This is a genomic window from Sporosarcina sp. FSL W7-1349 (assembly GCF_038003045.1).
GTDB lineage: Bacteria > Bacillota > Bacilli > Bacillales_A > Planococcaceae > Sporosarcina.
Genome location: NZ_JBBOOK010000001.1, coordinates 918,857 through 938,398 on the forward strand (window position 1 = coordinate 918,857; position 19,542 = coordinate 938,398).

Consider the following 19,542-nt stretch of genomic DNA (forward strand, 5'->3'; position numbering starts at 1 on the left):
CGTCTTGCCATTTAATTTTTGCTAATCAATCCCCTTCCCAAGGTGATAAAGATAAAATAATAAAAATTAGGCACTGCCAAACATTTCAGTCTCTCCATTTCCAACTAACTGGGAAGGAACCAGCTCCCGAAACCACAGAAGACTTTACAAAAGACTATTTGGGCGATGTAAAATCGGTCTTTATGAATGAGCCTGATGAGCGCATTCATGCTGTTTGGTTCTAATACTTTTTAAATCATAGCTAGTGTTAAAAAGGAGGCTTGTTAATGTACAACGCAAATAAACCAGAGGTCGGACCAAATTCTGACTCTCCCGAAATATTCGCAGCCAAGCTTGCTTTGCTCGGGGCGGCACTTTCTACATTGGGTGATGGAATTTCGACAATTGCCGCAGGTATTGCACTACAAGAACTAGAACGTTCAAATCAGCAAGGTTCTCAAGGTCAACTAACAAAAGAACTGGACAAAATGCAAAAACAAATTGATCAACTAAATTATCAAATTAAAAGAATGGGAAAAATTAATTAATAATCGGAAGCTATTTTAATGAATTTATAATTTCCAGAATAAAAAAAGGGCTTTTTTTTATTTTCATTCCCAATAATATCTCTTCTGCCCTTCCTCTTCGAAGTATGGTTGCCAAAAGTGATGGTATAAAAATTCGATGATTAGGCGCGGACAAATTTGATGATCGCATTGGCATTAACCGTTAAATGATTTACACACTAATAAAAAAAGGGTTGAAACTGTAATGTAAACAGCTTCAACCCTTCTTTCATTCCCCCAATACACGCAACAACTCTTCTGCACGTCTTTTATTCTCTTTCTGCCTAGTCTACTGTGCACCAATGCAGATTGAACAGCCAGCTTCGCAGCTACAAGTTCGCAACGTGATCAGCGGTCATCAAGAGAAGTTCCTGCCGGCGTTCAAATATCTTTTCGCTTACTTGCGGTACGACATGGAAATTATTACGATCACATCTGATAAGCAGTGGAACCAGTGACTGGATGGCATATGCCGCGGACGTCATAGAATCTGTCAGGTCGGCTTCTTTCCAGCCTTCTGGCACATCAAATGCGAGCCAAGTCCCGTTCGTATGCAATTCTTCCGCCAGCCGGTGCCATGCGTGTATTTGTGGACCAAGTCGATGACGCAACCCTCGTATTACGGCTACTTAAAGTCGGCATAATTATATTTAATTTCTTCATTGGGCATATGTTCCGTTGTCCGCTTCGTGTGGATGGGACCGATCCATCCACTACCCGCTTTGATGCCAATTAAATTATTGGCATGGACAGCCACTTCAGACGTTCCAAAAGAACTTCCCAGGCAAGCCTGCGACAAAATCAAAGAAGGAAGAACTCCATTAGCCCTCCCGTGTTTGATGGCATATAGAGCTAACTGTTCGATAAACGCAGTCATTTCAGGCCACGTCGTTTCAATTCCTCTTCCTATTTCAGTCACGATATAGCTGTTTTGATAGACACCGTATATCAATAATACGAATGGGACAGCGGCAATAAGAACGCCTTCAAGTGCGCCGATTGATTTAATGTTAAACTATTCAAATACCACATTTAATGTTTCCAAAAGTAAAGGGACCGCCGACAGAAATCCGCCGAACAGTCCGATGTATTTTTTAAATTTATTATTCATTTTTTCATCCTCCTCATTTTGGTCCGAATGAGGCAGAAAAAGCCAACATCAAATGTTGACTCAAGCTTGAGCTATTGACCCCGTTAAATCCTCGCGAACGTGATGTAATCGACTTGGACTGGCTCTGCCGATTCGATCCGGAGTGCCCGGTTGATCTGTCCCCGGTGATATTGCCCATGTAAGAGGACCTGCAACAGGATGTCACGGACGGACGTTCGGAACGGAACCCCGCTCTGGTTCGCATAGTCAACCATCTCGTCCAACCCGGATTCCTCGAGCCCTTCGATATAGACGCGATAGTGCTCGGCGTTCTCTTCGAAAATCGTCCGGATCACCGTTAGGTCTTCCGCTTCCTCCCACAACGAATATTGCTCGCTGCCTTTCCCCTGCAATCGGGACAGCCAGACTCGTTCTGCGACCCCGACATGCCGAACCAGCTTCATAAGGTCCTTGTTCTTCGTCCCACTATCCTCGAGCGCGTCCAACATGCGTCCGTCCGCCCAGTACAGGTGGTTCATCATGCACTTGATCGTCTTCATTTCGTTTTTCCCCCTCCTGCCTACTCTATTCGACAAATGGAGATTAAAGCCTCTTTATTCGTATCAAGACAAAACAAATTTTGGGTATTATATCCAATTTTCACTCAATTTTTGCCCAATCACCTTACGTAAATTAGATAAATTTGGAACATCTTAATACTTATAAGCTCCGGATAATACAGCAGTAAATCAAATTTTTACAACAATCAAATCTTCGTTAAACATCTTATTCAACGTCAGTCCAAAATTTAAAGCCCCCCCTTCAAGTTGATACCTTGATCATACTAGGTGATGCTTTATAAAAATATGCGTTGTTTGATTGGGGGCTTACAATGTAAAAAGCCCACTCAATTATGAGCAAACTTTATGATTCAGAAATAATGCCTCATCCATACTTTTTTTAATCTTCGTTTTAAGTAAAGATTCCTGGTAAAATCCCTGCCAATGTCTGTTGATCTGCACCGCGCATCGATACATGCAACTGGCACCAGAGGAATATAACTACAACAAAGAGAGCGAAGAAATCACTTTGAATGAGGAACGTTCCTGGCTCATCCCCTTCATTGATGGTTTATATATTGAAAAAGGGATAGGCGCTACAGCATTTGCTAAAGAATGGAACAAGATCAGCAAGACAGCCGAGGACAAACGTTGGACTAGCAAGCAAGTCTAAGGAAAGCTGAAAAACCCCGTAACCAACCACTCTGAAGGCTAATCAAGATCGTTTTGGCGCATTTGAACACTTGGCGCCAAATAAACTATGTCCTAAGTTGAAACAGCAAAGAATACTAATATTGAAGGAAGAGTTACGTAAGCATCCCCACCTCAGTGGGAGACAGCTAGAGAAACGTACTGTCATTAACCGAAAAACGATTTACAAATTGATTAATGAAGAAGGGCTGAAGCCGAAAATCTAAAAGCTTCAGCCCTTCTCCTTATTCCGCCAAAACCCGCAATAACTCTTCCGCACGTCTTTTATTCTCTTTCTGCCCGGCTTCCTGTGCCCCAATACAAATTGGACAGCCAGATTCACAGCTACAGTTCTCAACGTGATCAGCGGTCATCGAGAGTAGTTCCTGCCAGCGTTCAAATATTTTCTCACTTAATCCAATACCACCTGGGTAACTATCATGAATGAAAATAGTCGGCTTCCCTGTATGGATCGCTTTCACCTGCGGTACGACATGGACATCATTTCGATCACATCGGATAAACAGGGGAACCAATGACTGGATGGCGTACGCCGCGGATGTCATGGAATCTGTCAGGTCGGCTTCTTTCCACCCTTCCGGCAAATCAAATGCCAGCCAAGTCCCGTTCGTATGCAGTTCTTCTGCTGGCAAATCAATCGGTCCCGAGCCTATATTGTCATGTTTATCAAACTTAATTTTCTTAAATATCGTCGGTATAGCCAACACCGCGATATCGCCAAAGGCAACTTCGTGTTCTCCAAACGGCTGAACTGCGTCTTCGCTCATCACTTTCAATTCCACCGCAAGGTTCGCGTCCGTGAAATAATCGACATCAACTTCCGTCACGTATGCCTTCTTTTCCTCCCAATCTAGCTCTTCGACTTGGTATTGGGTGCCTTGATGCATATAAATCGCTTCTTCATGAAGCAAAGTCATGGCGCTGAAGCGGTCCATTTCCCCGATGACGGTCGTTTCCTTTGGATGGGTTTTATCGATAATGACGACGTTCTCCTGTGCTGCGGATCGCAAGCTCACTTCGCTTGCGGGAAATCGGTCTGTCATCCAATGCCATTTGTCGCTCGTTTTGACGAGCACGCCTTCTGCTTCTAAAAAAGCGAGCAAGTCCTGTACTTCGAATTCCCCGTACGTCTCCGTTAACGTAAACGGCAATTCAAAGGAAGCGCATTTCAAATGATCCATTAGTATGAAAAGATTGTCGGGATGAATCCGCGCCTCTTCCGGCGACTGGCCCAGCAAATAATCGGGATGATCGATGATGTATTGGTCCAGCGCCATTGATTGGGCAACGTAAATGATGAGCGCCTCTTCCTGGCGTCTTCCCGCACGGCCCGCCTGCTGGAAGGCACTTGCAATATTTCCCGGGTACCCCGTCATAACGCACGCTTGCAGTTGACCGATATCAATACCGAGTTCCAGCGCATTTGTGCTGACGACGGTCCGGATGTCTCCTTCCCGGAGCCCCTTTTCGATTTTTCGCCGTTCCGACGGCAAATAACCGCCCCGATAGCCCATAATCGTTTCATCGAACAACTTTTTCTTCGTCAGTTCTTTCATATACGTAACGAGCATTTCCACGCGCACCCGGCTTTTTGCAAAAACGATCGTCTGGACCCCTTCCCTATATAGGAATGACGCCAAATCACGGACTTCCAACACAGCGCTGCGCCTTATACCGAACGTTGGATGGACGACGGGTGGGTTATAAAAGACGAAATGCTTTTTCCCCGCCGGCGCCCCATTGTTTTCAATTAATCGCATTTCCGTATTCGTCAGTGACTCCGCCAGTTCTTTCGGATTGGCAATCGTTGCCGAGGTGCAAATGAAAACCGGATCGCTTCCATAGTAATTGCAAATCCGTTTCAATCTTCGGAGCACATGCGCGACATGGCTGCCGAATACCCCTTTATACGTATGGAGTTCATCAATGATGATATATTTCAAGTTCTCGAAGAGCGACACCCATTTCGTATGATGCGGCAAAATACCCGAGTGAAGCATATCCGGATTCGTCAAGACGATATGACCCGATTTCCGCACTTTGGACCGCAGTCCCGGCGCCGTATCCCCGTCATATGTATAGCTGAGGATCGCCTCCCCGCTCGCTTCGATCAACTCGTGCAGATCGGCCAACTGATCTTGGGCAAGCGCCTTTGTCGGAAATAAATAAATAGCCCGCGAGGTATCATCCTCCAAAATGCTTTGCATGACCGGTAGATGATAGCATAGCGACTTTCCGGACGCGGTTGGAGTTACCGCCGTGAACGATTGGCCCGATACAGCCAATTCGAAAGCTTCTTTCTGATGGCTATACAATCGCCCGATCCCTTTCGTCCCGAGCGCACGGATGATCGACGGATGCAGACGTTCCGGAAATTCAGCGTATACCGCCTCTTTGCCCGGGATAGTCCGTGTGTGGATGATATTTGATGAAAAAGACGGGTCTGTATGCAGCTGTTCCAGTATCTCCGGGATGGACAGTTTCGTCTGTTTCATTGCCCCTCTTCCTTTCGCAGCGCATCCAAAATGGTCTTCAATGTATATTCAGCCGAGTGGATCGACAAGACGAACCGTTTTTTCCCGGTTTTCTGATAAAACGACTGGACGATGAATTGCTTCATGGAATCATGCAGCGATTCGATTTGATGCGGATGGACGTAGAGCGGCTTGGCAACTTTGATCCATTCCGATACGGCGCTCGTCCATTCATCCAGCCACGCATGCGTCCGATCCGCATATGGTTTCACTTCCTGGAAAAAATCCGGCTCCCTATTCTGCTCCCGCATATCGGCATGACGTTCCCGACACTCCCGGCAAACGGAGAGGAGTCGTTCTGTTTCTTCTATTAAATGCATCCTGCCCTGCTCCTTCCGGTTGATTTCCTTCATTCTAGCAGATTTCGCACTCATTCACCATAGCGGGACGAACGTGCATTCCGATTTGTATCAGTATGGAGGAATGCTTTTATCGCTTTGGTGTTCAGGGACTTTCAAAAACCCTTTATAGTTTACATAATATAATTATGATCTAGCATCAATTGATTTCAACATGCCGAACCGTAGCTTGCCTTCCTCTCTCTACCAACTAAAAAGGATGACAATCGCCACCCCTTCTCAATTCCTCTTATTTATTCCACTAAATTTTTTTGCATCTTCTTTCGTAAAAATACCGACCAGCAACATAACAAGCCCTATTAGGAAAAGAATGGGGAAAATATATACCATAATCAATGCTGACCAACCATCTCCAACACTCACAGCGTAGGTTAAGCCTAGTGAAAAAGCTAAAGCTGGGGAAATTGGCAACATAAGAGCAATGCCCCATGCTATATATTTTCTTCTTTTTGTCTTGCCTTTACTAAGTAGATAAGCGAGAACGGCGCCTATCGAAGCAATTAAATAACCTATGCCAATCGCCATACTTTCCCCCCTTAATTGTTTCTTTCATAATCACGAACCATTTTAAAACTCGTTTTCATGTCTTTTGAAAAATTCATAGTATGTTCGGACATTATCCAATTCTGTCCAGTGGCGCGTCCTAACAGGATTTTCATCCAGGTTATAAATTTTTGCCTCCCTCATGGAGAGTAAAAATGGAGAATGTGTCGAAATGATAAACTGACAGCCAAAAAACCGAGCAGAGTCTTCAATAAATCTCACCAATTCCATCTGGCGCTTTGGAGAAAGACTATTTTCCGGCTCATCCAAAATGTAAAGTCCTTGATCGCCAATCTTTTCAGTGAAATACCGGAACGCACTTTCCCCATTCGAATACCCTCTCACATTGTCCATCAATTCGTTCCTCACAAAACGGGATTGTGTTTTCCTTCTAGCTGTGTTCACTTTTGTTAGCTGCTCGTAATCTGCCAAAGATTTCATTTGAAAATGGGAGTATTTTGCATCCAAATATTCTTCAAATAGTTCTTCCCGTTTTTGATCAATTCCTTCATTGAGATTCCGGATATTCAACATATAGTCAAATACATCATCACTCGTAATAATTCTGCTGTTTTCAGGAATGTCCCCTTTAAGATGCATCTCACACATCCGGACATAATCGGGGTAGAAATTTGATTTATTATAGATAGAATCGCGTTGGATTCCTGTTTTTTCTGCTATTACATGCAAGGCAGTGGATTTTCCGGAACCGTTTCCGCCATATAATATCGTCACGGGCTCAAAAGCAATCGATTCAAATCCATTTCTTGATAGAACTTTAAATGGATAAAACGAGTCATAACATGTTCTTTTTATTTTCATGAAAAATTCAAATTCGCTTTCCTCATTGGGAAACGAAAATTCGCGTAAATAAATCATAATTTCCCCCCTTATTTTTCGATACCAGCATCCTTCGTCGCCCATCTTTTTCTCTCGTCCATAATTGTTTTTATAGTTAATAGGACAACCAAAACGATAGCACTAATTTTTACTACAGAAGGCCAGCTTTGTCCCAACACTAAGAAGACGATTGCTGCGGTTAAAGACGTGTAAAAGTGAATTTTATAGGATTTTTTTGATAAAACGTCCATCGCGAAAAATAGTAAAAACACACCCATACATAGATATTTCAGTATTCCGACGACAGTGTTCCAATCCATTAACTCAACCCCCTTTTCGGTTTGACAATCCGGGATGATTTTGGCCTGTTACGCAAGAGATTAACTTTCGTTTTTTCGATCGCCATTTCTGTTCAATAAATAATAGGCGGTTCCCGCTATAAATAATCCTGTATTCAGCCACATTGCTATGCCGTTCCATTCTCCTTGAAACAGCGTCAGATTTGTCAGATTGACAAAGTAGATCGCAATAAAAAAAGATATAATCCGGTTGTCGTCTTCATTCCATTACACCTCCATTAATTACCCGTTCGCAGAATACTGCAAATTTAATCTCGGCAACTGACACAAACTTGCGCTATCTCACAATATCAATATTGTACCACCTACTTTTCTAATAATCTTCCTTCCCCTTATGCCCAGAGTTTGTCCTCCAAGCTATGATCCGCGCTTCAACTCCTCTAGCCTATGTGTTTACCAATAGAAGATTGGTGGTAAAAATAGAAGGTAGTATGGATCTTGAAATGGAGGTGGAGAATCGTTGCACATCCTTTTATATGTGAGCGCAGCCATCGCGGCTCTATCTTTGGCTCTCATCGCGGTCTTTGTCTTCCTCGTTCTGAAAAATACGAAACAGACGATGAATTCATTGTCGGAAACCGTCCAGCGAGTGGAAACGAAGTTAAACGGCATCACGGAGCAATCCGCGCAATTGATGGAGAAAACGAACCGGATTGCGGACGATGTCGAGACCAAAGTACAATCATTGGACCAGTTGACCAAGTCCGCTCAAAACTTCGGCCAAACGACGGAGCACTTGAACGAATCCTTTGAGTCTTTATCTCAACAAATCGCGACACCACCTAAAAAACTGCGGCCGTTGATGGAAAAAGCGACCGCCTTGACGGAAGCGACGGCGCGGATCTATTATCGGCTGAAAAGGGAGAAAGAAGCGGCCCAACAAAAAGCGGCAAGGCAATCCGCGGGAGCGCCTTCCCATTCGGCATCCGTCCCACAACTCGAATACCACAGTCGGGAATAAACGAAAAAAGAGGTGATACAACATGGATTGGATGGGAATCGGTGTACTGCTCATCGGCATTGCGTTTGTAGTCCTCGTCATCTTGCTGATTAAGCCATTGAACAAAGCGGCCGATTTGCTGGAAGGTTTGCAGGAAACGACCGATCGCCTCCCCGATGTAGTCGACGATGTGTCGGCCCAGGCGACGGATATGTTGCAGACGAGCAACGCGACATTGGATCAGGTCAACAGCCAAGTCCATTCGCTTAACCCCTTTTTCCATATCGTAGGCGATACTGGAAAAGCGGCACGAACGTTATCGTTATCCGCTTTAGAGAAAACGAATTTGCTGAAAGCCCAGACCGCTAGTGCAATGGAATACTCGAAGCGGGAGAAATACGAAGGACTTTATGGCATCCTGTCATTTCTTTTCTTCCTTTCGCAAAGAAGGAAAGAGATGAAAGAGATTGCAGAAATCTCTCCAGAAAAATAAAAAGCGTAGAGGACCCACATATCGTTGGGCTCCTCTACGCTTTTATTATTGGTCTTGCACGATATATTTCCCTTCCCGTGCCGCTTCTTTTGCTTCTGCTTTCATGCGTGCGATATCGAACGCTTTCTCTTCCCCGGTTGCCATAAGATTGCGCGGCCTTTTCAAACCGCCGCTCTTCGCCTCTTTCCGTTTCCGCGCTGCATAAAGGCCCAGCGCTGCCGTTCCGTATAAACCGCCGAGACGTTTGTTCCGTTTCTCCTCATCAATATCGACGACCTTGCTCTTCGCCGCTTCGGCCACATCGACAAGGGAAGAGGACAGTTTCCGTGTCGTCTCGCCGACATCTCCCGCGACGTGAAACAACGGAGTCAGTGTGCCAAGCTTTTCATTGACGTCCGCCAATGTGTCGTTAGAATGTCGGATCATCTCGCTAGTCTCAGCAAGGACTTCATCCAACTGATCCGGCAGCCGATCCACTGTCTCATTCACACCTTCCAATATGGAACTGAAATGATTCAGAACTTTGGCGATGAAAATAGCAAGGACTAAAAATCCAGCCCCGAGTAAAAGTACGCCAACTCCTGTCAAACCCATGCCTGCTCATCCTTTCTGATCCATTATGCCTTGGCGTAAATGCTTGCAGTCTTTTAGTAAGTTAGCTAGAGCATCTCCCTAAAAAACTCCAAACATCCGCCGGAGGCTTTCACTTTAATTCAGCCGGTATTCCTCCCCCACTTCTAGATGTAGGGGAATTCTATAGCCGACCCTTCATTTTCAGTAAAATTAATACGATGCTTTTTTTCCACGCTTCCAAGAATCCACCATGCCGAGCGTCAGTTCAGAAAACTGAACGACCCGGACGAACGGTTTTGTCCCGGGCATGGCTTCGCTTTTCGCATAGACACCTGTCGCTTCCTCCAATCCGGCGCTCGTCAGATAGGCGGTTTCTCCGACTTCTTCAGCTGTTTCAAAGACACTATCCAACGCTTCCAGCTTGACGTCGATGTCCCGGATTGTCCAATCCGCTTCTTCTAACGTCCGTTCTACCGCCCCGACAGTCCGATCGATCTGCCCTTCCATCCGATTGGCAGTTTCGCCAAGCGTCCCGATACTCTGGGCTACTCGATGCAAAAGTTTGGCCACATAAATAGAAACAACAGCAAAGGCAATGGCGATCAGTAAAACTCCGATTGCACTCAACATCACTTCCGAACCTCCTCTCTTCTTTTCTATACCACCTTTCTCAACCCTTTAAGCGTGAAGGAAAGAAGATTAAGAGGAAAGAGGACTGGATTCATTCAAAAAATAAAACCCCCACAATGATTGTTGTGAAGGGTTCATCTTGAATATCATTTCCGCTCAAGCGGCATGGAGCAGCAACGGAAGGAGCCACCGGATTTGATGATTTCGGAAAAATCGACTTCGATTACTTCGAATCCATGCGCCCGCATTGCCGCATTGACATCTTGGTTCATCGGAAGGCTGAACACTTTGCCATTTCCGATGGATAAGACGTTTGTTCCGAGTGTGAATTGTTCCTCCGCAGATACCTCGATGAGCGTATACATCGAGCCAAGGTAGTCCACCATATCAGCGGATAGCGCTTGCGGGAAAATGAGCGCCACTTCGGGAGATAGAATATTGAATACGCAATCCAGATGTAAGTATTTTTCTTCAAACGGGACGCGGATCACTTCGTGGTCGGTCAATTCTTTTTCCAACATGGCAACAGCCTGTTCGGATGTCCGGCTGCTGATCCCGACAAAAATCTTTTCCCGATCAATGAGGACGTCCCCGCCTTCGACCCGATCCGCCGTCGTTTGAAATGGAATTTTTTCATCGACTAACCATTCTTCAAGCGCCACTTCCTCCCCTTTCCGGATATCACTTGCCATTTCAGCCACAAAGACGTCTTCCCCGACGGTAAAGCCGATGTCACGGGTGAAGACTTGTTCCGGAAATTGTTCGGACGACGGAAGCTTCACCACTTCCACGCCATGTTTTCGCAACTGCTGTTCAAATATCCGGTGCTGTTCCATCGCGCGTTCGATATCGATGTTTTCCTCTTTATATTGTTTCTGGACGTCATTGATGACGTCCTCGATTGCCATGAATTGCGGTTGGCACAAAATAACGCGTTTCAGCGGTTCGTATTCTGTATCACATTTCGTTTTCGGCTGTTGAGTTACGGGAGATTCCATGTCTTCCTCCTTCAAATGCAGTTCTCTCGAGGTATATTCCCGTTTACTCCAAACCTAAACCTATACTGTGTGTTCTGCCAGCCACTTTTCCACGGTTTGATTGAACAAGTCCGGGCGGGCGATCGGAAATCCGTGGCCGATGTCGGGGACGAGAAGACAGTGCCAATCGGGCCGAAGCGCAGTAAGTTGCTTAGCCGATTGGATGACGCTGTTCCGTTCTTTCATTCCGGCAGTGGCGAGGATGGAGGTCGAGCTGTTGGAAATCCCTTTCGGAATAGAAAAGGATAGGTTTTCCCGCAACATGTCGATGAGTGTCTCGGCTTTCATTTTCACGCTATCTTCATAGTATCTATCGAAATACTCCCCATCCAAATACAATTGCTTCGCTTGCAGCTTCGCGAAGGCCCGATTGCGGACGAGGGGCATCGTCATGCGGATGGACGGCCCGATGAACGGCCTCGCCCAAGTCATCGGACGAAGCAGTGCACTATTGACCATCGCAGTCTGAGCCAAATTCGGAGCTAGATTCAACATTTCCAATGCGATCTGCGCTCCGATGGAAAAGCCGATAATATGGACAGTTCGACCCGCCCTTTCGGTTTCAATCAAATCGATCAGCTCTTGCGCGTTATTCCGGATTGAAAACGTCCCTTCCTCGCTACGTACGCCATGCCCTTGCAATGTCGGCACAATGCAATGATAATCGCGGAAGTGGCTGACTTGCTTGTCCCACATCCATCCTCCGGCTCCGCCGCCATGGATGAATACGAGAAGAGGTCCTTCCCCTATTTTTCCAAATTGTTCATAAAAGACCGCCATCCGACCAACTCCCTATAATCGTTTTTTCGGAAATCCCATGGGTATACTAATTGTAACAAAAGGATCGATAGTGGAAGGAGACGGAGGCAAATTGTCCAAAAAGCTAGTGAAGGCAATTCAATCGCACGCCCTCCCCCTGTATGAAGAATTGACGATCGATGCAATAATCGACGCAATCGGAGACGCCGAAATCGTCATGCTGGGAGAAGCTTCGCATGGGACATCGGAATTTTATACGGTCCGTGCGGAGCTGACGAAGCGTTTGATTCAGGAAAAAGGATTTTCAATCATTGCGGTCGAGGGCGATTGGCCTTCTGCGCAGGAAGTCAATCAGTATATCAAAGGGTTTTCGGTAAAGAAACGATCCACCACTGAACTGTTGACCGAGGCGTTTAACCGCTGGCCGACGTGGATGTGGGCGAACGAGGAGATTGAAGCGCTCATCAACTGGCTGAAAGATGAGAATGACCGACGGGAACCGGAGCGGATGGTCGGATTTTACGGCATTGATCTATACAGCCTTTATGAATCGATCGATGAAGTGCTGAAGTTTTTGGAGGAAAATCCATCGTTCGGGGTAGATTTGGAATTGGCCAAAAAGGCGTTTTCCTGCTTTGAGCCGTATAATCGAATGCCGGAACATTATGCGCTGTCGACCGCCCATTTTTCGGATGAGTGCATTCGCGAAGTATCAGAACTGCTCGTTTCCATACGAAACCATGCCGCCCGCTACGGTGAAGGACAGGAGGAAGACTTGAACCTTGCGATGAACGCATTGGTTGCCAAAAATGCAGAGTCGTATTACCGGGCGATGCTGAAAGAGGACGCCATTTCGTGGAATATCCGGGATACGCATATGGTCGAAGCGATTCAGAAGCTCAAGGAATATCATGGCGCTGGAGCGAAGGTGATTGTCTGGGAGCATAACACCCATATCGGCGATGCGTCCGAGACGTCGATGAAGAATGAGAACATGCTGAACGTCGGCCAATTGATACGGGAACAATACGGCAGGGACAATACGTATGCCATCGGATTCGGCACGTATGCCGGGACAGTCATCGCAGCTGAAAACTGGGGCGATCCATTGCAGCGAATGACCGTCCCTCCCGCCCGTTTTAATACGTGGGAAGGCCAGCTACATGCAGCGAGGGAGGAAGATAAAGTGCTCCTATTTAATGAAGGAAACCGTTCTTTATTTCAGGATTGGGTCGGCCACCGCGCCATCGGGGTCGTCTATCATCCCGAATTTGAGGCGTACGGCAACTATGTCTCCTCCCGTATTAGCCACCGATACGACGCGTTCATTTATCTCGATGAAACAACAGCATTGAAACCGCTTTAAGTGGAGATTCACGCAAACTGTCAGGGCGCGGAAAACAACCTCTCACACTTAAAAAACGCCTGTCCTTTCCTATTCGGAGAGACAGGCGTTTCACTTGATTTTTATGCTGCGGTAAATGAAAAATCCCATGGAACCGAACAGGACGACGAGGAAAATAATCATGTCCCAGACGCCGCCGCTCAAATAACGACCGAATGCGTTCTGGATAATTTTCCAAGTCATGTACGAAATGAAAAGAAGGATTTCATTTTTCATGACATGGATGAGCAAAATCGAGTTGCGGTACAAACGGGGTGCGTTTTCTTCTGTCAGCCCTTGGTAATTATGAGTTTCGGGATGCTTCTCGACGAACGACAGTACAATCCACAGGAACGCGCCGATTCCCGGCAACAGGAACAGGAAGCCTTTATGGCCCCAACCGTCGATTTCCCCCGTCATATTGAAATGGATCGGCACTTCCGCGGGCAAGGCGGGCCATGCAAACAGGCCATAGATGACCGCCGCCAAAAAAACACCCAATGTGAATCGGTCAAACCATTTCTCCCACCGCGTCTTCGGAATTTCCAATTTAGGCGGATTCGTCATCGGTCTGCCCTCCTGTCTATTTTCCAATCGCTTTCTTTAGGATATCGAACACTTCTTCAAATGTTGAACCGCCGTCTGGTACAGTCCCTTCGAATGTTGTCGTAGTAACATCGACCACTGCTACGTTCAGTGTATGACTCTCCTCTGATTTTATTGTGCGATCGATTGTGCTGAACAGCAATTCTTGCTGATTCCCATCCGTTAATTTGAAAATGAAGGCCGGATTCCAGTGAAAAGGGGACCGGCTAATCGGTTTTTCTCCATCATGGTCATAGTCCGGAAAGTATTCCAGCAGCTCGGCTTTTACTCCTTCGTCGATTTCATACGTCTCCGCAGGATCCAGCAAATTCACTTGGAACTGCCCGCGGGCTGTCTCACCGTTCATCAATTCGAATGTCATCGTCTCAAATTGGTAAAGCTGCTTCGTTTGTTTGTTTTCTTCCGGCTCTTCTTTTGACTCTGTTGATTTTACGATTTCCTCTTCCGCTAGTACCTCCACTTTATCTACCGGTTTCTCATCGGCTGCCGCTTCATTTACATCTTGCGCGCCGCACCCTGCCAGCACTGCCAAGCTTAGAATAAATGCTGGAATTATTCTCACTTTTATTCCCATCCCTCATGCTTGTTTTTCCCATTTTACCATAACGTCCCTATCGGTGGATGTGCCCTTTGTCAATGAATGAAATAGGCCAAGGTCTTAGAAAGCTCATTTTCCCTGAAGTTGTCCTACGATAAAAACATCAGTTGAAGGATGGATAATTCAACAAATGGGCCAAATATTTTATAGCACCTTCTGGCACATGGCATAATGTAACCAGAACGAAAGCGGATAATGAAGCTATTGGGCCAAATTGTTGAAGAATAAGTTGGCCCTGCATAAGTGTGCATAATAAGTCGGATAGATTATTTCATTTCTTGCTATTCTATTGATGTAAGGGAGGTCATTACAGTGAATTCACTTAAAAACATGAATGATGCTTTGAGCTTTATTGAAGAAAATCTTACCAATCGAATTGACAGTCGTGAAGTAGCAAAGCGGGCATTATGTTCAGAGTATCACTTTAAACGAATGTTTTCCTATTTGGCAGGTGTAACGCTATCGGAGTATATACGGAGAAGGCGACTCACGCTTGCAGCTTTTGAGCTGAACGATAGCAATCTCAGGATTATTGATATTGCCATTAAATACGGATACAATTCTCCGGATTCTTTTACGAGGGCTTTTCAAAACCTTCATGGGATAACACCATCAGAAGCCAGAAATAATGGTCACACAATAAAAGCCTATCCACGAATGACCTTCCAGTTATCAATTAAAGGAGGAACTGCAATGAACTATCGAATTGAAGAAAAAGAGGCATTTAGCATCATTGGAATTAATAAAAGAGTTTCGATTATTTTCAACGGAGTTAATCCGGAAATAGCTTCTATGTGGGAAAGTTTAGATGGTGAAACGATAAATAAACTTAAAAAACTTTCTAATGTGGAACCTTTGGGACTGCTCAGTGCATCTATAAACTTTGCAGAAGGTCGAATGCAGGAAAAAGGGGGGCTTGATCATTATATCGGTGTTGCAACAACAAACGAATGTCCTAATAACTTCACCCAACTTGATGTTCCTGCTCTAACATGGGCTGTATTTGAATCGGTTGGAACATTTCCTGAAACTTTACAGGATATCTGGGGCCGTATTTATTCCGAATGGTTCCCGTCTTCAAATTACGAGCAAGCAGAAGGTCCTGAAATTTTATGGAATGAAAATAAGGATACAAGCTCGCCAATATTTAAGAGTGAAATATGGATACCCGTCATAGAAAAATAACAATGGAATATTAACTAATAATGCTCAAATTCTAACAGAATATATGGCAAGTAAAAACGCACAAACGTGAAGTGACCCCAAAAAGTTGGACAGTGTATTTATTTAAGCTGCGCGTTGGGCAAGAGTTCGATATTGTACTGGACTCTTGCCTTTTAATTTTGACTTGATACGCTTGTTATTATAGTAATTCATATATTCTTCAAGTTCTTTTTTAAAATGATCAACACTTTCAAATTTATTTAAATAAAGAAATTCAGACTTCATAATCCCAAAGAAGTTCTCAATCACAGCGTTGTCATAACAGTTCCCCTTACGGGACATACTCTGTGTTATTCCTTGTTCTTTTAAGGCATGGCGATACTGTTTCATTTGGTAATGCCACCCCTGGTCTGAATGAAGAATCAGTTCATCCTCATCCGTCAATCGCTCAAAAGACTTCTCTAACATATCTGATACCAGTGAGTAAGTTGGCCTGGAACCCAGAGTGTATGTGATGATTTCACCATTAAATAAATCAAGAATAGGAGATAGATAGAGCTTCTCTCCGAATAACTTAAACTCTGTGATATCTGTTACCCATTTTTGATTTGGCTTTTTGGCATTGAAATCACGATCTAACACATTTGGTGCTATCTTCCCAACCTGCCCTTTATACGAACGATATTTCTTCATACGGACAACACATTTCAAGCCTAATTCCTTCATTAATCGCTGCACTTTTTTATGATTCACTTTATATCCTTTGTTTTCTAACTCATCCTTGATACGACGATAGCCGTAACGGCCTTTGTGTTCATGATATATTGACTGAATCATTTCCTTTAACTCCGTATCCTTGTCTGGACGATTTAATTGATCCATCCAGTAATAGTAGGTACTGCGGGGTATACCAGCCAACTTTATAAGTGCTTTAACCGGGAATTTTAGCCTTAGTTCATAGATTACTCTCGCTTTATCTTGCTTGGTGATTTTTCCTTGTTTTGAACTAAGGCATTCAACTTTTTTAGATACTCATTCTCCATTCGTAATCGTGACACTTCGGCTTGTAAAGCTTCGACAGCATCGTCTTTTGGAGACTGGTTATTTTGTTTCTTTTGGGATTCTTCTTTCATGGATGGACGCCCCTTTTTCTTAGAAGTGAGGGCGTCTACTCCACCTTTTTCAAAAAGGATCCTCCAAGCTCTTATCGTTGCTGGAGAGGAAATGTTAAAGATCACAGCTGTTTCATTTGGTGACGTCCCATTATCACTCATGTAATTAAGTACATCCAGTTTAAACTGTAAGGAGTAATTTGTGTAGTTTTTCTTCATTAAACCCTTTATTCCATGAGCTTGATATTGCTTTACCCAGTTCATCACTACGCTTACAGATGTTCCAATTGACCTTTCGATTGAAATATAACTTTCTCCGCCTTCCAAATACCGTTTAACAACCGATAGTTTATAATCAAGCGTATATTTTGCCATAGAAAAACTGCACCTCCAATTGTTAGATTGTGTCCAACAATTGGGGTGCAGTTCAACGTAATGTGCGTTTTTTCATTTGCTCTTTTCTACTGGAATTCCGTATTAAAAACAATAGATTGCATTTAGGTTTTTTCCCCCATCAACCGAACCAATTAGACGACAACCCCTTGCGCTTCTTTTGCCTTACCGTTAAACCTACCAAGGAAGTCTTGGAGCCGTTCGCTTTTCGGATTAACGAGAATATCGGTCGGATGGCCTTCCTCTTCGATGACGCCTTCATTTAGGAAGAGGACGCGGTCTGCGATATCGAGGGCGAAATCCATTTCATGCGTGACGAGGATCATCGCCATCTCCCCCTCCTTCGCGAGATCGCGGATCACTTCCAGCACTTCCCCGACGAGTTCCGGGTCCAAGGCGGATGTCACTTCATCGAACAGCATCACTTTCGGACGCATCATAAGCGCTCGCGCCATGGCGACCCGCTGTTTCTGGCCGCCGGATAGCTGGCTCGGATACAAATCAATCTTTTCTCCGAGCCCGACCTTCTCCAGCATTTCCACTGCTGTTTCGCGAACGGTCTCCTTGCTTTCATTTTTGACGATGACAGGTGCCAGCATGCAGTTTTCGAGGATCGTCATATGCGGAAACAGGTTGAAATGTTGGAATACCATGCCGATGTCTCCGCGGATTTCGCGGAGGTGTTTTTCATCTGCTGTCACCCATTCCCCCTTTTTCTCCATCTGCCATAAATTCCGGCCATCCACTTCGATTTTCCCGGACGTCGGCTGCTCCAACGTCATTAGCATCCGGATGATTGTCGTTTTCCCGGAGCCGCTTGGGCCGATGAGGGCGACCTTTTCAGCAGGCTGGATATCGAGGTCGATCCCTTTCAAGACGTCCACCTCTCCGAAAGATTTGCGGATATTTTTATATTGCACGATCGGTTCACTCATGGAACCCCCTCCTTTACACTATCTTCATAACGTAGCGGTCTTTTTATCAAACCGCCGATTGTACTTTTTCTCCATCTTCGAAATGAGCAACGCGGATGGATAACTCAACAGCAAGAAGAACAGCGCAACGACCGTCAACGGTTCGACGTATTTATAATATTGAGCGCCGTAATCATTGGCGATATGGAGCATCGCCACAACACCGATTGTCGACGCCAGCGGTACTTCTTTGAACATGATAATCAAATAGTTGCCAAGCATCGGAATCGTTGGCGGAATGGCTTGCGGTAAAACAATCTTCAGCCATTTTTGGCGCGTCGATAAATTTAACGCAGTCGCCGCTTCCCACTGACCTTTATCGACCGACTCGATGCCGGACCGGTACACTTCCGCCATATACGTACTGAAATGAATGCCAAGTCCAAGAATGGCTGCGACGAACGGATTGAGCGTCACCCCGACGACTGGCACCATCGGCCATGCGTAATACAAGAAAAATAATTGAATCAGCGGTGGTGTAGATCGGATGAATTCTGCAATCCAACTGAACAGCCAACGAATCCCGCTCACTGGTATGCGATATAGAAACACCCAGACAAAGCCAAAGATGGCCGCGAATACATAACTGGCAATCGTCAAGCCGAGCGTAATCCATAACCCTTTGAAAATAAGCGGTATGACTTCAAAAAAGACATTCCAATCCCAAGTCATCCGTGCGCCACCCCTTTCTTCGACACTTTCTCCATCTTTCTAGTAAACGCGATCAATGGCAGGGCGAGCACGAAGTACATGACGAGAAGAAGGATGTAGACAACTGGCGCTTCTGCCAGATGGGTGCTTCGGTAAATATTGCCGTAGTACAACAGATCTGTCAGTCCGATCAACGACACGAGCGAAGTGGCTTTCAAAATTTGAATGAGGTAGTTTCCGTATTCCGGCAACATCATGCGGACTGCTTGGGGAATGATGATGTGGCGCATGCGTTGGAACTTCGACAGATTCAAGGCAGTGGCGGCTTCCGTTTGTCCGGGGGCAACCGCCAGGATGGAGCTTCTGACAACTTCAGACATATACGCCCCGTAATTGAGGGAGATGGCTAGCACCGCTGTCCAAATATCGCTTCCGAGATGGATGCCGAACAAGCCGGGGAGGGCGTATGAAAACCAGAATAATTGCACGATGAGCGAAGTGCCCCGAAATATTTCAACGTAAAATCCAGTGAATCCCGTCAGCAGACGGTTCGAAGAGATTCGGGACAATCCTGCCACAAAGGCGATTATACTGGAGCAAATAATGGATAACATTAAGACAAGCAAGGTTACTTTCAACCCGTTTGATAACTCAAGGGCTATTTCCGTTATGGAACTCACCAAATCA

Annotated in this window: 24 protein-coding genes; 6 read left to right on the forward strand and 18 right to left on the reverse strand. The window is 45.3% G+C overall.

Translation table 11 applies throughout. The annotated features are described in order from the left end of the window. Window positions 1–266: 266 nt before the first annotated feature. Window positions 267–527: a hypothetical protein gene (locus tag MKY41_RS04585; RefSeq protein WP_041074695.1), complete on the forward strand. Its 261-nt coding sequence runs from the start codon at window positions 267–269 to the stop codon at window positions 525–527. A gap of 347 nt (window positions 528–874) precedes the next feature. Here MKY41_RS04585 and MKY41_RS04590 read toward each other — a convergent pair whose 3' ends face one another. The 3 genes from MKY41_RS04590 to MKY41_RS04600 form a co-directional block, all read right to left on the reverse strand. Continuing rightward, window positions 875–1,156: a hypothetical protein gene (locus tag MKY41_RS04590; protein ID WP_340743920.1), complete on the reverse strand. Its 282-nt coding sequence runs from the start codon at window positions 1,154–1,156 to the stop codon at window positions 875–877. Window positions 1,157–1,170: 14 nt separating this feature from the next. Beyond that, window positions 1,171–1,422: a glucosaminidase domain-containing protein gene (locus MKY41_RS04595; RefSeq protein WP_340743921.1), complete on the reverse strand. Its 252-nt coding sequence runs from the start codon at window positions 1,420–1,422 to the stop codon at window positions 1,171–1,173. Window positions 1,423–1,739: 317 nt separating this feature from the next. Continuing rightward, window positions 1,740–2,195: a DinB family protein gene (locus MKY41_RS04600; RefSeq protein ID WP_340743922.1), complete on the reverse strand. Its 456-nt coding sequence runs from the start codon at window positions 2,193–2,195 to the stop codon at window positions 1,740–1,742. Between the two features lie 475 nt (window positions 2,196–2,670). Between MKY41_RS04600 and MKY41_RS04605 the strand changes: the two genes are divergently transcribed. Then, window positions 2,671–2,868, forward strand: coding sequence for a hypothetical protein (locus MKY41_RS04605; RefSeq protein WP_340743923.1), 198 nt, complete (start codon window positions 2,671–2,673; stop codon window positions 2,866–2,868). 262 nt (window positions 2,869–3,130) lie between these two features. Here the strand turns inward: MKY41_RS04605 and MKY41_RS04610 are convergent, their stop codons facing one another. The 5 genes from MKY41_RS04610 to MKY41_RS04630 form a co-directional block, all read right to left on the reverse strand. Beyond that, window positions 3,131–5,401, reverse strand: a complete 2,271-nt coding sequence (locus MKY41_RS04610) for a DEAD/DEAH box helicase (protein ID WP_340743924.1) — start codon at window positions 5,399–5,401, stop codon at window positions 3,131–3,133. Then, complete coding sequence (locus MKY41_RS04615) at window positions 5,398–5,760, reverse strand: YppE family protein (protein ID WP_340743925.1); 363 nt, start codon at window positions 5,758–5,760, stop codon at window positions 5,398–5,400. Before MKY41_RS04615 ends, MKY41_RS04610 begins: the two co-directional genes overlap by 4 nt. 258 nt (window positions 5,761–6,018) lie before the next feature. Next, window positions 6,019–6,324, reverse strand: a complete 306-nt coding sequence (locus MKY41_RS04620) for a hypothetical protein (protein WP_340743926.1) — start codon at window positions 6,322–6,324, stop codon at window positions 6,019–6,021. A 42-nt stretch (window positions 6,325–6,366) separates the two neighbouring features. Next, window positions 6,367–7,221: an AAA family ATPase gene (locus MKY41_RS04625; RefSeq protein WP_340743927.1), complete on the reverse strand. Its 855-nt coding sequence runs from the start codon at window positions 7,219–7,221 to the stop codon at window positions 6,367–6,369. An 11-nt stretch (window positions 7,222–7,232) separates the two neighbouring features. Then, window positions 7,233–7,502: a hypothetical protein gene (locus MKY41_RS04630; RefSeq protein WP_340743928.1), complete on the reverse strand. Its 270-nt coding sequence runs from the start codon at window positions 7,500–7,502 to the stop codon at window positions 7,233–7,235. Window positions 7,503–8,001: 499 nt separating this feature from the next. On the opposite strand from MKY41_RS04630, the gene MKY41_RS04635 reads away from it, so the two are divergent. Together MKY41_RS04635 and MKY41_RS04640 are read left to right on the forward strand one after the other, a co-directional pair. Beyond that, window positions 8,002–8,502, forward strand: a complete 501-nt coding sequence (locus tag MKY41_RS04635; RefSeq protein WP_340743929.1) for a DUF948 domain-containing protein — start codon at window positions 8,002–8,004, stop codon at window positions 8,500–8,502. 22 nt (window positions 8,503–8,524) lie between these two features. After that, window positions 8,525–8,974 (forward strand): DUF948 domain-containing protein, encoded by a 450-nt coding sequence (locus MKY41_RS04640; protein ID WP_340743930.1) that lies wholly within the window; start codon window positions 8,525–8,527, stop codon window positions 8,972–8,974. Between the two features lie 45 nt (window positions 8,975–9,019). Here the strand turns inward: MKY41_RS04640 and MKY41_RS04645 are convergent, their stop codons facing one another. From MKY41_RS04645 to MKY41_RS04660, 4 genes are all read right to left on the reverse strand, one after another. Further along, window positions 9,020–9,568, reverse strand: a complete 549-nt coding sequence (locus tag MKY41_RS04645) for a DUF948 domain-containing protein (protein ID WP_340743931.1) — start codon at window positions 9,566–9,568, stop codon at window positions 9,020–9,022. Between the two features lie 189 nt (window positions 9,569–9,757). Then, complete coding sequence (locus MKY41_RS04650; protein WP_340745634.1) at window positions 9,758–10,177, reverse strand: DUF948 domain-containing protein; 420 nt, start codon at window positions 10,175–10,177, stop codon at window positions 9,758–9,760. 146 nt (window positions 10,178–10,323) lie between these two features. Next, window positions 10,324–11,175 carry a dimethylarginine dimethylaminohydrolase family protein gene (locus MKY41_RS04655; RefSeq protein WP_340743932.1) on the reverse strand — a complete coding sequence of 284 codons (852 nt, stop codon included), beginning with the start codon at window positions 11,173–11,175 and terminating at the stop codon, window positions 10,324–10,326. 60 nt (window positions 11,176–11,235) lie between these two features. Continuing rightward, window positions 11,236–11,994 carry an alpha/beta fold hydrolase gene (locus tag MKY41_RS04660; RefSeq protein WP_340743933.1) on the reverse strand — a complete coding sequence of 253 codons (759 nt, stop codon included), beginning with the start codon at window positions 11,992–11,994 and terminating at the stop codon, window positions 11,236–11,238. A 91-nt stretch (window positions 11,995–12,085) separates the two neighbouring features. On the opposite strand from MKY41_RS04660, the gene MKY41_RS04665 reads away from it, so the two are divergent. Next, entirely contained in the window at window positions 12,086–13,339 is a 1,254-nt protein-coding gene (locus MKY41_RS04665) for an erythromycin esterase family protein (RefSeq protein WP_340743934.1), read from the forward strand. Window positions 13,340–13,429: 90 nt separating this feature from the next. Here MKY41_RS04665 and MKY41_RS04670 read toward each other — a convergent pair whose 3' ends face one another. Further along, the gene (locus tag MKY41_RS04670) at window positions 13,430–13,924 is read right to left on the reverse strand and encodes a DUF1648 domain-containing protein (RefSeq protein ID WP_340743935.1); all 495 of its coding nucleotides are present in this window, start codon (window positions 13,922–13,924) and stop codon (window positions 13,430–13,432) included. Between the two features lie 16 nt (window positions 13,925–13,940). Next, window positions 13,941–14,525, reverse strand: coding sequence for a hypothetical protein (locus MKY41_RS04675; RefSeq protein ID WP_340743936.1), 585 nt, complete (start codon window positions 14,523–14,525; stop codon window positions 13,941–13,943). A gap of 348 nt (window positions 14,526–14,873) precedes the next feature. Between MKY41_RS04675 and MKY41_RS04680 the strand changes: the two genes are divergently transcribed. Beyond that, window positions 14,874–15,746 carry an AraC family transcriptional regulator gene (locus tag MKY41_RS04680; RefSeq protein ID WP_340743937.1) on the forward strand — a complete coding sequence of 291 codons (873 nt, stop codon included), beginning with the start codon at window positions 14,874–14,876 and terminating at the stop codon, window positions 15,744–15,746. A gap of 102 nt (window positions 15,747–15,848) precedes the next feature. Here MKY41_RS04680 and MKY41_RS04685 read toward each other — a convergent pair. From MKY41_RS04685 to MKY41_RS04700, 4 genes are all read right to left on the reverse strand, one after another. Further along, a protein-coding gene (locus tag MKY41_RS04685) for an IS3 family transposase (protein WP_340743777.1) occupies window positions 15,849–17,212 on the reverse strand; the annotation gives its coding sequence in 2 pieces (ribosomal slippage) (window positions 15,849–16,753 and window positions 16,753–17,212; 1,365 coding nt in all). A gap of 152 nt (window positions 17,213–17,364) precedes the next feature. Further along, window positions 17,365–18,165, reverse strand: coding sequence for an ectoine/hydroxyectoine ABC transporter ATP-binding protein EhuA (gene ehuA / locus MKY41_RS04690; protein ID WP_340743938.1), 801 nt, complete (start codon window positions 18,163–18,165; stop codon window positions 17,365–17,367). 24 nt (window positions 18,166–18,189) lie between these two features. Next, window positions 18,190–18,876 (reverse strand): ectoine/hydroxyectoine ABC transporter permease subunit EhuD, encoded by a 687-nt coding sequence (ehuD, locus tag MKY41_RS04695; RefSeq protein WP_340743939.1) that lies wholly within the window; start codon window positions 18,874–18,876, stop codon window positions 18,190–18,192. Further along, window positions 18,873–19,535, reverse strand: coding sequence for an amino acid ABC transporter permease (locus MKY41_RS04700; protein ID WP_340743940.1), 663 nt, complete (start codon window positions 19,533–19,535; stop codon window positions 18,873–18,875). Before MKY41_RS04700 ends, ehuD begins: the two co-directional genes overlap by 4 nt. Window positions 19,536–19,542: the final 7 nt, after the last annotated feature.

Excerpts from the sequence above, each read along its gene's own strand:
- MKY41_RS04670 (WP_340743935.1), bottom strand. The coding sequence starts at position 13,924 with ATGACGAATCCGCCTAAATTGGAAATTCCGAAGACGCGGTGGGAGAAA.
- MKY41_RS04605 (WP_340743923.1), top strand. The coding sequence starts at position 2,671 with ATGCAACTGGCACCAGAGGAATATAACTACAACAAAGAGAGCGAAGAA.
- MKY41_RS04640 (WP_340743930.1), top strand. The coding sequence starts at position 8,525 with ATGGATTGGATGGGAATCGGTGTACTGCTCATCGGCATTGCGTTTGTA.
- ehuA (WP_340743938.1), bottom strand. The coding sequence starts at position 18,165 with ATGAGTGAACCGATCGTGCAATATAAAAATATCCGCAAATCTTTCGGA.
- ehuD (WP_340743939.1), bottom strand. The coding sequence starts at position 18,876 with ATGACTTGGGATTGGAATGTCTTTTTTGAAGTCATACCGCTTATTTTC.
- MKY41_RS04585 (WP_041074695.1), top strand. The coding sequence starts at position 267 with ATGTACAACGCAAATAAACCAGAGGTCGGACCAAATTCTGACTCTCCC.
- MKY41_RS04595 (WP_340743921.1), bottom strand. The coding sequence starts at position 1,422 with ATGACTGCGTTTATCGAACAGTTAGCTCTATATGCCATCAAACACGGG.
- MKY41_RS04650 (WP_340745634.1), bottom strand. The coding sequence starts at position 10,177 with ATGTTGAGTGCAATCGGAGTTTTACTGATCGCCATTGCCTTTGCTGTT.
- MKY41_RS04660 (WP_340743933.1), bottom strand. The coding sequence starts at position 11,994 with ATGGCGGTCTTTTATGAACAATTTGGAAAAATAGGGGAAGGACCTCTT.
- MKY41_RS04615 (WP_340743925.1), bottom strand. The coding sequence starts at position 5,760 with ATGCATTTAATAGAAGAAACAGAACGACTCCTCTCCGTTTGCCGGGAG.
- MKY41_RS04625 (WP_340743927.1), bottom strand. The coding sequence starts at position 7,221 with ATGATTTATTTACGCGAATTTTCGTTTCCCAATGAGGAAAGCGAATTT.
- MKY41_RS04655 (WP_340743932.1), bottom strand. The coding sequence starts at position 11,175 with ATGGAATCTCCCGTAACTCAACAGCCGAAAACGAAATGTGATACAGAA.
- MKY41_RS04610 (WP_340743924.1), bottom strand. The coding sequence starts at position 5,401 with ATGAAACAGACGAAACTGTCCATCCCGGAGATACTGGAACAGCTGCAT.
- MKY41_RS04620 (WP_340743926.1), bottom strand. The coding sequence starts at position 6,324 with ATGGCGATTGGCATAGGTTATTTAATTGCTTCGATAGGCGCCGTTCTC.
- MKY41_RS04630 (WP_340743928.1), bottom strand. The coding sequence starts at position 7,502 with ATGGATTGGAACACTGTCGTCGGAATACTGAAATATCTATGTATGGGT.
- MKY41_RS04600 (WP_340743922.1), bottom strand. The coding sequence starts at position 2,195 with ATGAAGACGATCAAGTGCATGATGAACCACCTGTACTGGGCGGACGGA.
- MKY41_RS04645 (WP_340743931.1), bottom strand. The coding sequence starts at position 9,568 with ATGGGTTTGACAGGAGTTGGCGTACTTTTACTCGGGGCTGGATTTTTA.